Below are 13563 nucleotides of genomic sequence, written 5' to 3'. Positions count from 1 at the left end.
CGCATCTGGCGGTTGAACCGTCGAGTTCGCCTCTACTGCCCGGCCCGCCGTCGCAGTCGGGTCTTCTGGCCGACCCAGGTCTTCTGGCCGACTGGCACTGCCGTCCGCTCGCGACCCGCAACGTCGATGGCTGCCATCACGACAAGCTTCTCGAGCGCGCTCTCCACGCCGGCCTTCCAGCCGAGATCGTCATCGAGTTCCAAACGCAGTCGCGGGTACCGGTGATGAGCCGACACCACGTCGAACCCTGCCCCTTTGAGGAAGTGCGCGTCGATCATGCAATGCGGACAGATCGATTCCTGATCGGGTTCCTCCGCCGATGTGGTGTGCGCCGACCGAACGATTCCGAACGACTCGATTGCCCGGACGCCACGACGGGTGAGATCGCCGACAACGGCGGTGGCCAATTCGTCGGCCGCGCCGTCAAAACCCGGGTCGACCCAGAGCGAGGTCAGGATCACTGCGTCAGCCGACACCGGGGAAGTGGGGAACATCAACGAACGCGGCACGCTACGTGGGGGACCGTAGAAGGCCGCCCCGACCACTTTGCCGGTATGGGTGTTGATCGCGAGTTGTCCGCACGTGCCCCACTCGAGGAGCATCATCGACACCCAGGCTTCTTTGTCGAACTCGCTGTCGAACTCTCCGCCGCCTGGATTCGCGGGAATGAGCTCTGGGTCCATCTCCCAGAAGACACACCGACGAGTGTGCGTAGACAGTGACTCGAACCCGCCCATGGTGAGCGGCGTTATCGTTACCGACACGGCCCCGCCGCCTCCTGAACACACGTGATTGGAACGAATTCTGCCCTGAACGCTTTCCAGTTTAAGTGATGATCGGTGATCGGTTGAGATGAGCCGCCCAGATTCCGAAAGACCATGTGTAACAGCGTGTTCCGCGTTCTACGAGCACCCCGTGACGTGGCTACGTCACAGTGACGTTTCATCCCGACACTGGGGTACTCAGAAATTCGCGGCACAAAACTCATCTTTGCGCGATGATCTCCACGAGTCGTTCGAGGTCGCCGACGGACCCGAATTCGACAGTTATCTTGCCTTTGCGCTTGCCCATCGCGACCGTCACGCGCGTATCCAACTTGTCAGACAGGCGCTCGGCGACGTCTTGGAGCCCGGGCATCTGCATCGGTTTGCGTTTCTGTTGAGCTGGAGCAGCGGGTCCATCGCCTCGGTTGGCAAGATGCACCGCTTCCTCGGTGGCTCGGACCGACATACCTTCGGCCACGATTCGCGCGGCGAGTGCTTCCTGTGCGGCTGAATCCGCTTCGAGGGCGAGCAGCGCACGTGCGTGTCCGGCCGACAGAACGCCGGCGGCGACACGTCGTTGCACGGGAATCGGCAGCCGCAGCAGACGGATCATGTTCGTGACCACAGGACGCGACCGACCGAGACGAGTTGCCAGCTCCTCGTGGGTCACCCCGAACTCCTCGAGCAGCTGCTGGTACGCGGCCGCTTCTTCCAACGGGTTGAGCTGCACCCGGTGGATGTTCTCCAGGAGCGCATCGCGCAACATGTCACCGTCGGCGGTCTCGCGAACGATCGCGGGAATCGTCTCGAGTCCGGCTTCCTGACTCGCTCGCCAGCGGCGCTCGCCCATGACGAGTTGGTACTCGGCACCGCCATCTGGTTCCGTCAGGCGACGTACGACGATGGGCTGCATCAATCCGAATTCGCGGATCGAGTGCACCAGTTCGGCGAGCGCTTCTTCGTCGAACGCCGTACGCGGCTGCTGCGGGTTCGGCTGAATCAGAGCCGGTGGGATCTCGCGGTAGATGGCCCCCACCGTGTCATCCACACCACGTGGATCCGTCACGGTCGGGGGAGTGGGCACCGGAGAGGTGGCGGATTCCGAAGAAATGGTGGATTCCTTCGCCGGACCGAACACGGCGTCAGACGCCGCGGAACCCATCCGGGGGCCCTCGGTGGGCCCGGTCGGGATGAGTGCCGCCAGTCCTCGACCCAGGCCGCCCTTGCGTTGTGGTGCCTTTGGCTTGCCGCCCGCGGTCTTGGCCGGAGTTTTCGAAGGGCCGATGGCCTGATCTGACTCGGTCACTACCGGTTCTCCTCTTCTCGATCTGACCGCAACGCCAACTCGCGGCCCGCATCCAGATAACTCATGGCTCCACGTGAACCCGGGTCGTACTCGATGATCGTGGTGCCGTAGCCCGGCGCCTCAGAGACCTTGACGCTGCGTGGAATGACCGTGTTGAGCACGCGGTCACCGAAATGCTCACGCACGCTTTCTGCGACCTGGTCGGCCAGCTTCGTGCGGCCGTCGTACATCGTCAGCACCACGGTGGACACGTGGAGGTTCGGATTGAGGTGCGCCTGGACGAGATTGATGTTCGACAACAACTGGCTCACACCCTCGAGGGCGTAGTACTCACACTGAATCGGGATCATCACTTCCCGCGCCGCGACCATCGCGTTGATGGTCAGCAGTCCCAACGATGGCGGGCAATCGATCAGCACGAAGTCGAAGTCGTACCGGTCGAGAGTTTCTTGATCAAGTGCGTTCCGTAGCCGGTTCTCCCGCGCGACCATCGACACCAGTTCGATCTCGGCGCCGGCCAGATCCAGTGTTGCCGGCACACAGTACAGCCGCTCGTTCGACGAGCTCTGGACGATCGTGTCGGCAAAACTCACTTCACCGATCAGGAGTTCGTACACGGACGGGATCCCCGACCGGTGGTCGACGCCGAGGGCTGTACTCGCGTTGCCCTGAGGGTCGAGGTCGATCACGAGGACGCGAAGCTGATGAACGGCCAGTGCCGCCGCCATGTTCACGGCGGTGGTCGTCTTGCCCACTCCGCCCTTTTGATTGGCGATCGTGATGATCCGGGTGTGCTTGGGCCGGGGGAGTGCACCCGAGCCTCCGGGGGTCAATACGCGGCTCGCTCGTTCAGCAGCAGCCGCAATCGGGGTGTCCAGCGGGGACTCCTTGCGGAAAGTAGATGTGGTCTCGTACGCGCTGGTTTCACGTGAAACTGTTTCACGTGAAACGTGCGATTCGTTGGACACGCTTGGGCTCCTTCGGCTACGCCTGCTGAACATTCTGCGCTCTGTCACCGACGACCACCAACCCGCGCGCCAGAGACGACTGTCGTGGGGGTCGGGAGTAGTCCGGTCCCGCACACTTCGACCCGGAGTCTGGCGAGACCGATGCGGTTCAGGGTGCCTTGGTGGGTGGCGATTTCGTCGGCGGCAGAGGATCCCTTCACAGCCAAGAGACGGCCGCCTGGGCGGAGCAGGGGAGTGCTCCACTTCCCGAGACGATCCAGTGGGGCCACGGCGCGCGATGTCGCCACGTCGGAATCACCCACCACCTTGCGTACCGACTTCTCTTCGGCCCGTCCGCGCACAACCTTCACGTCCAGTTCCAGTGCTTCAACAACCTCGTCGAGGAATGTCGACCGACGCAGCAGCGGTTCTACGAGGGTCACTCGAAGCGACGGTTTGGCGATCGCGATAGCGATGCCGGGTAGACCCGCGCCACTGCCGATGTCGACCACTGTCTCCCCATCGGCGATCAGCTGTGCAACCACAGCGCAGTTCAGAATGTGGCGCGCCCAGAGACGATCGACTTCGCGGGGCCCGATCAGTCCACGTTCGACCCCGGCATTCGCCAGCATGTCCCAGTAGGCCTCTGCCTTACCCAGTTGGTCGCCGAACACCGTTGCTGCCGCTCGCTGCAACTGCTCGCCGTTCTCGGCAGAAAATTCTGCGGTCACCCGCGCCTCCGTTTCACGTGAAACAACTTCCTCACACATCCTCTCGCGCCACCTACACACCGGCCAAACGACATCGGTGTAATTCGGGCCCGAGAAAGCAGTGGGCCCCCGGCGAATCCGCCGGGGGCCCACTTTCTAGGTTTCGATCAGGACTTCAGGACAACAACCCGACGATTGGGTTCAGCCCCTTCGCTCTCGGAGTAGACGCCACTGACAGCTGCAACCGCGTCGTGAACGATCTTGCGCTCGAACGGAGACATCGGATCGAGCGTCTCGCGCTCGCCGGTCTCCAGCACGCGTTCAGCGACTTCACCACCGAGCCGGGCCAGACGCTCCCGACGATCAGCCCGCCACCGTGCGACATCAAGCATGAGACGGCTCCGGTCGCCCGTGGTGCGCTGCACCGCCAAGCGGGTCAACTCCTGCAACGCGTCGAGGATCTCGCCGTTCTTTCCGACGAGCTTCACCAGATCCGCTCCGCCGTCGATGCTCACCACTGCACGGTCACCGTCTACGTCGAGATCGATGTCGCCATCGAAGTCGAGAACATCAAGCAACTGCTCGAGGTAGTCGCCCGCGATCTCGCCCTCTTCGACCAAACGCTCTTCGTCGGTCATGTCTGGATCTCTGGTGGTGTCTTCATCGGACACCGACTCTTCCGACACGGGATCTTCGGACACGGGCTCCTCGGACACATGGTCCTTGGACGCCGGCTGATCGACCAGATCGTCGACAGCAACGTCCTTCGTCTCTGCACTCATCGAACTACCCTCGCTTTGCACTCTTTCGGGAACCGACCGCTCATGGGTCAGCGCCTCTTTTTACGACGTTGTTGGTTGCCACCGCGTTGACCGCCTGGCCCGGAGGCCGGCCGTCCGGACGCCGGCTTCTTTGCACCGTTTGATCCAGGGGAGCCGCCGGCCTTCGGAGTACCGCCCTTGGGTGAACCGCTCTTGGTCTTGTCCGCACCCGAAGCGGTCGCACCGTTGGACGAGGTCTTCGACAGGTCCACCTCATCGTCGGTCGACGCGTCCTTCGACATGTTCACGGCTGCGTCCTTATCGCCTGCGGCGTCGGTCTTCGACTTGCCTGCCGGCTTCGCACCGGGCTTCGGCTTGGACGACACTGCCGGCTTCGCACCGGGCTTGGGTGCGTTGTTCGACCGCTTCTCGAGCTTGGCAGCCTTTTCGGCTTCTTCTTCCTTTTCGATGTTGCCGAACACAACGTGCTGCTGAACGTAGGTCCACAAGTTGTTCGACACCCAGTACAGAAGGATGGCGACCGGGAAGAATGCGCCCGACACCAGGATGCCCAGCGGGAAGACATACAGCGCGAGGTTGTTCATGATGCGCGTCTGTGGGTTCTCCATCGCCGCCGCGCTCTGGCGGGCGACGGACGCACGAGAGTTCATGTGCGTCGCAATGGAGGAGATGATCACCAGAGGGATCACCAAGATGATGATGTTCAGACGCGTGAAGTCGATGGACCCGTCAGCGCTGAACGCCACCCATTCCGAGGTGGGCTGAATGATGTAGGACGAGAGCGGCACACCGAACAACCGCGCGTCGAGGAAGTTCTGAACCTGGTCGACGTTGAAGATGTAGTTGCCGTACGACCGTGTCTCCTCGGCCGTCATGCCCAGCTGGCCGAAGCCCGTGCCCATCCGGTTGAACGAACGCAGCACGTGGAACAGACCGATGAACACCGGGATCTGCGCCAGCATCGGCAGACATCCGAGCAGGGGATTGAACCCGTGCTCCTTCTGGAGCTTTTGCATCTCCTCGGTCATCTTGACCCGGTCTTTGCCGTACTTCTTGCGGATCGCCTGCATTTGCGGCTGGATCTCTTGCATCTTCCGCGTGGTGCGGATCTGCTTCACAAACGGCTTGTAGAGGATCGCGCGCAAGGTGAAGACAAGGAAGACAACCGACAGGGCCCAGGCGATGCCGGAGCCGCCGGGGGAGTCGGGGAGAACATGGCTGAACAGCCAGTACCACACCCACATGATCGCCGAGACCGGCCAATAGATGAAATCGAGCACGTCGTCAGTTCCTCACTGTTACAGCAGATTCCGGCTCACAGGCCGAGGGTTCATCAGGCTTGGGTTCCGTCGGCGACAACATCTGTCCGCGCCGCTCGGGAATCGGGTCGTAACCCGGCTTGTGCCAGGGACCGCATTTGAGCAGCCGGACCACCGACAGCCAGCCGCCGTACAGCACCCCGTATTCGGTGAGCGCCTCGACCGCATACGTACTGCAGGAGGGCTCGAACCGGCACGTCGGCATCCGCGTGGGGGAGATCCACGTGCGGTACAGCTCGATCAAGAAGATGACGGCGCGTCGCGGCCAGGTCCGCACGCTCATACCTGAGCGGACTTCCTGATCGGACGACACCGACTGAGACATCACACGGTCGATTCGAGACGACGCTCGGCTTTGGCAACGGCCGCCGTGAGCTGTCGTTCCAGTTCCGGTTCGGGGCACGTGGCGCTACCGGGTAGCGCACGCACCACCACCATCGTGCTCGGATCGCATCGCTCCACCAGAGGACGTGCAGCTGCACGAAGCCGCCGGGCAACCGCATGACGAACCACCGAATTGCCCACCGACTTGCCGACGATCAGACCGATCCGTGGACCACCGTGGGTGACGAAGTCAGGAGACTCGGGTACCAGCACGTGCGCGACCACATCACGCCGACCAACCCGCACCCCATTTTTCAGAGTGCGGGTGAAGTCTGATCGCCGGGTGATCCGGTTAGGTGGGGCCAACACGTGTGTTGCGGCCGGCTGCGCGGGCTGCGGTACCGTGTCGGCTCAGGCCGTCAGGCTCGAGCGTCCCTTGCGACGACGGGTGTTGACGATCGCGCGACCCGCACGGGTACGCATACGCAACCGGAATCCGTGCACGCGTGCACGACGACGGTTGTTCGGCTGAAAGGTCCGCTTGCCCTTGGCCACGGTGAAACTCCTCGTGTGACGGGCTCGCGTCCATGATTGAGCCCAGCTTGTTAATAGGTGGTCTGGTCGCTACCCCGATGCTTCGGCTCCCGAACCACTCGCGAGTGGTTCACCTCAGCCGGAATCGACGTTCGGCGACCGTTCGAGACTACTGACTCGCCAACGGCCGGTCAAACCGCCTCCGTACCACGAAGCGGGTCGCGACCTGCGGTATCGGCGGACGACACGCCTCGATCGGCCCGATTCTTGCCTTTACCTGCAACATGTGGTGATCAGTTGTGAGCCCCGGCCAATCTCTGTTAACTTCACCCAAGCTATCCACCCGGGGCGGAATCGCGACAACCCTTTCTGGGGTTCGCTGTGTCTCGCTGTTCCTCCACACCTGTGGATAACGGTGTGGACAATTGGTGACGAACCACAAAGAGGGATGACCATGCCAGCCGATTCGGATCACGATTCGTTCAGTGTGATCTGGCGCAAGGTGGTCACCGAACTCAACGACGACACATCTCCCGGTAGCTACCCCCTCTCCAAACAGCAGAAGGCGTGGCTCTCGCTCGTCCGCCCGCTGACACTCGCCGAAGGCTTCGCGCTCCTCACCGTGCCGACCCCCCGGGTCCAGGAACAGATCGAACGCGGTTTGCGGGAACCGATCGTGTCCGCCCTCAGTCGTCACCTCGGCCATTCGGTGGATCTCGCGGTGCGCATCGATCCGATCGCAGCCGACGCCTACGAGCCCGATCCTCCTTCCGAGCCCGAGTCGGTCGCGGCAAATGGCCGGCCTCACCGCATAGACGACATCGGGGGTGGTCCCCGGATGAACGGGGACTCCCGCATCGACGCCGGACCACGGCTCGACGGCGATTCCCGCAACGTCCATTCGATGGCATCGCCGCCGCCGGAGACCTTCGCCGACCGCGACCGCGACATCAACGGGGGCGCCGGTGGAGACTGGCCGAGTTACTTCAACACCGACTCCGGTTCGAGGCGCCACGTCGACTCGTCGCGGAGCAGCACGTCGGGCAATTCCAGCGGCGACTCCAGCCTGAACTCCAAGTACACCTTCGAGACGTTTGTCATCGGTGCCTCGAACCGCTTTGCGCACGCCGCGGCCGTTGCCATCTCCGAGGCACCTGCCCGGGCCTACAACCCGCTGTTCATCTGGGGAGAATCCGGTCTCGGAAAAACCCACCTGCTCCACGCGGCGGGCCACTACGCCCAGCGGCTGTTCCCCGGCATGCGGGTGAAGTACGTGTCGACCGAAGAGTTCACGAACGACTTCATCAACTCCCTTCGCGATGACAGGCGAGTGGCGTTCAAGCGCCGCTACCGTGACATGGACGTGTTGCTCGTCGACGACATCCAGTTCCTCGAGGGCAAAGAAGGCATCCAGGAAGAGTTCTTCCACACCTTCAACACCCTGCACAACGCAAACAAGCAGATCGTGGTGTCGTCCGATCGGCCTCCGAAACAGCTTGCAACACTTGAAGATCGGCTACGAACCCGGTTCGAGTGGGGTCTCATCACAGACGTCCAGCCACCCGAGCTGGAAACCCGCATCGCCATCCTGCGAAAGAAAGCGCAGATGGACGACATCCGCGTGCCCGACGACGTCCTCGAGCTCATCGCGTCGAAGATCGAGCGCAACATCCGCGAACTCGAAGGTGCGCTGATCCGCGTCACCGCTTTCGCGTCGCTCAACCACTCAGAGCTCGACACCGCCCTGGCCGATGTGGTGCTGCAAGCGCTGTTACCCGATTCGGCCAGCCTGGAGATCACCGCGGCGACCATCCTCGCGGTCAACGCCGAATACTTCGACATCAGCATCGAAGAGCTGCGTGGGCCCGGCAAGACCCGCTCGATCGCCCAGGCACGGCAGATCGCGATGTATCTCTGTCGGGAACTCACCGACCTGTCCCTGCCGAAGATCGGCGAGACATTCGACCGTGATCACACCACGGTGATGTACGCGGACAAAAAGATTCGCAAAGAGATGACCGAGCGTCGGCGCGTGTACGACCAGGTCCAGGAACTCACCGCCAGGATCAAACAGCGCTCACGCCGCTGACGCCTGCCGTCTCACACCCTTCTGTTCTTCTCCTGCACGCCGTTACTTCTCGCGCGCGCCGCGCGCCCAGAGCGCTTCTGCGTGGCCCGGTGCTGCGTCCTGGCTGACACCTGCGTCCTGACTCACCCTCCTGGACCACAATGCGTCGCTGATACCCGCCTCCACGCCGACGCCGCGGACCCCCGGAGACCATGCCTCGGGCAACCACATCCCACCCGATGTCCCCGCCGAAAACGACAACTCTCGACCACTCCCGCAGACTTCTCAGACTTGTCATCCCATTCCCTGGTGATCTGCGCGACTCGATCTGCCTGTGTACAAGCCCGTGGATAACTACCGAAATCTGTGGATAGACAGTGGACCGTTCCCGCGGCGCCGGGTTGTGTTCACATGTACTTCAACTTCACGCGACATCGGCCAACGTTTCGCCCCCAGGCCCGCAGACCGGCCACCAGCCAACAAGACCTGTCATCCACAGATTTCACAGGACCTATTACTAAGAAGAATTTCTCTCTTAACAAGACTCTTTAAAAGAAGGTGTGTGCACAACCCTCGTCCACAGGTCTCACAAGACATCCGGGGACGTCGGTGCGAGCGCACCCCATCGCCACCGAATACTTGTCATCCGCTTTAGAGTGGAGACCCTGACGCCTGCGCTCGGAGGAGTTCACCGCCCGCCGGCGACCTCTTGCGCAGTGGAACGATCAACCAGAAGGAAACTGAAGACGATGAAGTTTCGGGTGACTCGCGACGAGTTCGCAGATTCGGTCGCGTGGGTTGCACGCAGCCTGCCCAGCCGCCCACCGGTTCCGGTCCTCGGCGGTGTGTTGCTGACCGTGACCGACACCGGACTGTCCGTCTCGGGTTTCGACTTCGAGGTCTCGGCACAGGTGAACGTCTCAGCCGAGGTCGCCGACGAAGGTCAGGTCCTGGTGTCGGGCAAGTTGCTGGCCGACATCACGCGCGCCCTCCCTGCCAAGCCCGTCGACGTGCAACTCGACGGAACCCGCGTCGCGATCGTCTGCGGCAGCGCGAAGTTCTCGTTGCCGACGATGCCGGTTGAGGACTACCCGCAGCTTCCTGAGGTGCCCGACAACACCGGGTCCATCCCGGCCGATGTCTTCGCCGAGGCGATCACCCAGGTTGCGGTGGCTGCCGGCCGCGACGACACCTTGCCGATGCTGACCGGTATCCGCCTGGAGATCGACAACGAGACCGTGGTGCTCGCCGCGACCGACCGTTTCCGGTTGGCAGTTCGTGAACTCACCTGGAAACCGGAAGTCGCGGGCACCACGTCCGCTGTGCTGGTCCCGGCGAAGACACTGGCCGAGGCGGCTCGCACAGCCGGATCCGACGGAACCTCGGCCGTCGGCCTGGCCTTTGGATCGGGCGGGAGCATCGGTGCGGACGGTCTGCTCGGCATCCTGGGATCTGGCCGTCGGACCACCACCCGCCTGCTGGATGCGGAGTTCCCGAAGTTCCGTCAGCTGCTGCCCCCCACCCACACATCGGTGGCCAACATCGAGATCGCACCGCTGACCGAGGCCATCAAGCGTGTGGCCCTGGTCGCCGAGCGCGGTGCGCAGGTGCGGCTCGAGTTCGGTGAGGACACCGTGCTGCTCACCGCCGGCGGCGACGATGCAGGTCGCGCCGAGGAACAGCTGGATGTGAAGTTCTACGGCGACCCGCTGACCATCGCGTTCAACCCGGGTTACCTGCTCGACGGACTCACGTCGCTGCATTCGTCCACCGTCGACTTCGGCTTCACCACACCGTCGAGGCCGGCCGTGTTGCGGCCGGGTGCCGAGACCGAGCCGGTCACCGACGAGAACGGCGCGTACGCCGCACCCAACAGCGAGTACACCTACCTGCTGATGCCGGTTCGACTGCCGGGCTGATCTGCCGACGACACCGCGCCAGATGATCAGGTCGGCCGGAAAGGTCAGCGCACCGAGCCACACTGACCGAGAATGAGTGCGGTGACCAGCGACTGACGCAGGTTGCCCGAGCGTTGATCCGACTCGAATCGATTCGCGGCCATCTGACCGCGAGGACCGTGACTGGCAAAGGACTGGTGAGACCATGCAGCTGGGTTTGGTGGGATTGGGAAAGATGGGCGGGTTCATGCGGACCCGGGTCAAGAACGCCGGAATCGAGGTCATCGGATACGACCCCCGTCCGGAGGTCACCGATGTCGCATCGCTTACCGAACTGGCCTCCGCGCTCGACGCCCCGAGGATCATCTGGGTGATGGTGCCCTCGGGTGAACCGACGCGGTCCACCGTCCGCACGCTCTCGGACATCCTCTCACCCGGCGATCTTGTCATCGATGGCGGCAACTCCAAGTACACCGACGACGCGATCAACGCAGAGCTGTTGAGCACCAAGGGAATCCGTTACGTCGACTGCGGAGTGTCCGGCGGCATCTGGGGCTTGGAAAACGGATACGGCCTGATGTGCGGCGGCGCCAAAGAGGACGTCGAACGCGCCATGCCGATCTTCGACGCGCTACGGCCGCCCGGTGAGCGGGCCGACGGATTTGTCCACGCCGGACAGGTCGGCGCCGGTCACTACGCCAAGATGGTGCACAACGGCATCGAATACGGACTGATGCACGCCTACGGCGAGGGCTACGAGATCCTCGACGCCGAACCCCTCATCGAAGACGTCACCGGCACCCTGCGGGCCTGGACAAACGGCACCGTCGTGCGATCGTGGCTCCTCGAGCTGCTGGTCAAGGCACTGCAGGAAGATCCCGGCCTGGCCGAGATCTCCGACTACACCACCGATTCCGGTGAAGGCCGCTGGACGGTCGAAGAAGCCATCCGGCATTCGGTCCCCGCCAACGTCATCTCCGCGGCCCTCTTTGCACGCTTCGCCTCACGCCAAGAAGGCGGCTCACCCGCCCTCAAGGCCGTGTCGGCACTGCGCAACCAATTCGGCGGACACTCGGTGGTTCCGAAGTCGTCGGGCGACTGACCGGGAGTTGATCTGAGCAGGTGTACGTCCGCAACCTGTCGCTGCGCGACTTCCGTTCCTGGGATGAGGTCTCCATCGAACTCAGCCCGGGCACAACGCTTTTCGTGGGGAGAAACGGATTCGGCAAGACCAACCTGCTCGAGGCGCTCTACTATGTCGCCGGCTTGCGGTCGCACCGGGTGAGTACTGATCAGCCACTGATCCGTACCGGGGCAGATCAGGCCCGGGTCACCGCGACGGTGGAGAACGACGGCCGTGAACTGACGGTGGATCTGGTGATCGGCGGAGCTCGCAGCAACAAGGCCGCCATCAACGGTGCCCCGTGCCGCAGGCCACGCGATGTGCTGGGGATCCTGCGCGCGGTGATGTTCGCGCCCGAAGACCTGTCGCTGGTGCGCGGAGATCCGGGGGAACGACGTCGGTTCGTCGATGAACTGGTCGCCATGCGTGGCCCTCGGTGGGCCGCCGCCAAGTCCGATTACGACCGGGTATTGCGTCAGCGGGCCGCGCTGCTCAAGACGGCGGCGGCCGCCCTACGCAGGGGCGGCAGCGACGCCGAGTCGGTGATCAGCACCTTGGACGTGTGGGACGCCCAGCTCGCCGCCTACGGCGCCCAGGTGAGCGCCGCGCGGATCGACTTGGTGAACGAATTGGAACCCCATGTAGCACAGGCGTATTCGACGATCGCGCCGCATTCCCGGCCGGCGAACATGCGCTACCGATCGTCGGCGTCGATCGATGTGATTCCGGCACATGGGGAGAAGGCCGATGTGGACTACATCGAAGCGGCACTGCTCAGCGACCTCGCGGCGCTGCGTCAGAAAGAGATAGACCGCGGTGTGACGCTTGTCGGGCCTCACCGAGACGACGTTGATCTCTTGCTCGGCACCGAACCGGCGAAGGGTTTCGCCAGTCACGGCGAGTCGTGGTCGATGGCCCTGTCACTGCGTCTGGGCTCTGTCGAACTGGTGCGTGCCGACGGCGTCGAACCGGTACTGATGCTCGATGACGTGTTCGCCGAGCTCGATGCCAAGCGCCGCGAGAAACTCGCCGACGTCGCGGCCGGGGCCGAACAGGTCCTCATCACCGCGGCGGTCGCCGACGACATCCCCCCTCAGATCGGCGGCAGGACCGTCGCGGTGAATATCATCGAGTCGGCAGGCGTTCGAACGTCGGAATTGGTGGTCGGGTGATGACCGAGGAACCCAGCAAGGGGCAAGAGCCGGGCACAGGAAACGAGTCCGGAGGCGGCGGCAGATCCGAGGGCAGCGGCTACGACATGGCGCGCAAAGCACTCGAAGACGCCCGGGCCGCTGCTCGCGCGGCCGGTAAATCCGTCGGTCAAGGCCGTGCGTCTCCTGGCAGACGGACAGCTGCACCGCGCAAAACCACCCGTAGATCGTGGACCGGTGCCCACCCCGACCCCTACGACCCGCAACCTCTCGGTCGTGTCGCCGGAGGTCTCGCCGGACGTCGCGGCTGGAACGCCAAACTCAGTGAGGGCACCGTCTTCGGTGCGTGGGACCGGATCGTCGGAGCCGAGATCGCGGCGCATGCCCAGCCCAAAGCATTGCGCGACAAGGTTTTACACGTCACGGCAGAGTCGACTGCCTGGGCGACCCAACTACGGCTGATCCAGAGTCAGATCCTGGCCAAGATCGCGGCCTCGGCCGGCCACGGGGTTGTCACGAGCCTGCGGATCACCGGCCCGCAGAGCCCGTCCTGGCGCAAAGGCGAACGTCACGTCCGTGGCCGAGGACCCCGCGACACCTACGGCTAGACACGGATTCGGCGAACCGGCCACGAATC

At 63.5% G+C, this 13563-nt stretch carries 14 protein-coding genes; 5 read left to right on the top strand and 9 right to left on the bottom strand.

What is annotated here, in order from left to right; genetic code table 11:
* Nucleotides 1-32: 32 nt before the first annotated feature.
* The 9 genes from WIMU1_RS07205 to rpmH form a co-directional block, all read right to left on the bottom strand.
* The gene (locus WIMU1_RS07205) at nucleotides 33-764 is read right to left on the bottom strand and encodes a hypothetical protein (protein ID WP_211339043.1); all 732 of its coding nucleotides are present in this window, start codon (nucleotides 762-764) and stop codon (nucleotides 33-35) included.
* Nucleotides 765-984: 220 nt separating this feature from the next.
* The gene (locus tag WIMU1_RS07200; protein ID WP_062797393.1) at nucleotides 985-2049 is read right to left on the bottom strand and encodes a ParB/RepB/Spo0J family partition protein; all 1065 of its coding nucleotides are present in this window, start codon (nucleotides 2047-2049) and stop codon (nucleotides 985-987) included.
* A gap of 20 nt (nucleotides 2050-2069) precedes the next feature.
* On the bottom strand, nucleotides 2070-3071 hold the full coding sequence (locus WIMU1_RS07195; protein ID WP_084248083.1) for a ParA family protein: 1002 nt from the start codon (nucleotides 3069-3071) through the stop codon (nucleotides 2070-2072).
* Between the two features lie 11 nt (nucleotides 3072-3082).
* Nucleotides 3083-3649: a 16S rRNA (guanine(527)-N(7))-methyltransferase RsmG gene (rsmG, locus tag WIMU1_RS07190; RefSeq protein ID WP_245969297.1), complete on the bottom strand. Its 567-nt coding sequence runs from the start codon at nucleotides 3647-3649 to the stop codon at nucleotides 3083-3085.
* A gap of 245 nt (nucleotides 3650-3894) precedes the next feature.
* Nucleotides 3895-4509 (bottom strand): Jag family protein, encoded by a 615-nt coding sequence (locus WIMU1_RS07185; protein WP_062796082.1) that lies wholly within the window; start codon nucleotides 4507-4509, stop codon nucleotides 3895-3897.
* A gap of 47 nt (nucleotides 4510-4556) precedes the next feature.
* Nucleotides 4557-5789 (bottom strand): membrane protein insertase YidC, encoded by a 1233-nt coding sequence (gene yidC, locus WIMU1_RS07180; protein WP_062796080.1) that lies wholly within the window; start codon nucleotides 5787-5789, stop codon nucleotides 4557-4559.
* A gap of 4 nt (nucleotides 5790-5793) precedes the next feature.
* A complete protein-coding gene (gene yidD / locus WIMU1_RS07175) occupies nucleotides 5794-6111 on the bottom strand; it encodes a membrane protein insertion efficiency factor YidD (RefSeq protein ID WP_084248180.1) in 318 nt (105 codons plus the stop codon).
* Between the two features lie 41 nt (nucleotides 6112-6152).
* Nucleotides 6153-6458: a ribonuclease P protein component gene (rnpA, locus tag WIMU1_RS07170; RefSeq protein ID WP_062796076.1), complete on the bottom strand. Its 306-nt coding sequence runs from the start codon at nucleotides 6456-6458 to the stop codon at nucleotides 6153-6155.
* Nucleotides 6459-6563: 105 nt separating this feature from the next.
* On the bottom strand, nucleotides 6564-6707 hold the full coding sequence (rpmH, locus tag WIMU1_RS25755) for a 50S ribosomal protein L34 (protein WP_081729590.1): 144 nt from the start codon (nucleotides 6705-6707) through the stop codon (nucleotides 6564-6566).
* Between the two features lie 433 nt (nucleotides 6708-7140).
* Here rpmH and dnaA point away from each other — a divergent pair, with 433 nt between their 5' ends.
* From dnaA to WIMU1_RS07145, 5 genes are all read left to right on the top strand, one after another.
* Nucleotides 7141-8775, top strand: coding sequence for a chromosomal replication initiator protein DnaA (gene dnaA / locus WIMU1_RS07165; RefSeq protein ID WP_062797389.1), 1635 nt, complete (start codon nucleotides 7141-7143; stop codon nucleotides 8773-8775).
* A 728-nt stretch (nucleotides 8776-9503) separates the two neighbouring features.
* Nucleotides 9504-10673 carry a DNA polymerase III subunit beta gene (gene dnaN / locus WIMU1_RS07160; RefSeq protein ID WP_062796074.1) on the top strand — a complete coding sequence of 390 codons (1170 nt, stop codon included), beginning with the start codon at nucleotides 9504-9506 and terminating at the stop codon, nucleotides 10671-10673.
* Nucleotides 10674-10857: 184 nt separating this feature from the next.
* Nucleotides 10858-11754 (top strand): phosphogluconate dehydrogenase (NAD(+)-dependent, decarboxylating), encoded by an 897-nt coding sequence (gnd, locus tag WIMU1_RS07155; RefSeq protein WP_062796072.1) that lies wholly within the window; start codon nucleotides 10858-10860, stop codon nucleotides 11752-11754.
* Nucleotides 11755-11774: 20 nt separating this feature from the next.
* Nucleotides 11775-12947, top strand: a complete 1173-nt coding sequence (gene recF, locus WIMU1_RS07150) for a DNA replication/repair protein RecF (RefSeq protein WP_062796070.1) — start codon at nucleotides 11775-11777, stop codon at nucleotides 12945-12947.
* Complete coding sequence (locus tag WIMU1_RS07145; RefSeq protein ID WP_023954148.1) at nucleotides 12947-13534, top strand: DUF721 family protein; 588 nt, start codon at nucleotides 12947-12949, stop codon at nucleotides 13532-13534. Before recF ends, WIMU1_RS07145 begins: the two co-directional genes overlap by 1 nt.
* Nucleotides 13535-13563: the final 29 nt, after the last annotated feature.

Origin of the sequence: Williamsia muralis NBRC 105860 (assembly GCF_001598915.1) — a bacterium.
Taxonomy (GTDB): domain Bacteria; phylum Actinomycetota; class Actinomycetes; order Mycobacteriales; family Mycobacteriaceae; genus Williamsia; species Williamsia muralis.
This window is presented reverse-complemented; position numbering and strand designations above follow the sequence as displayed.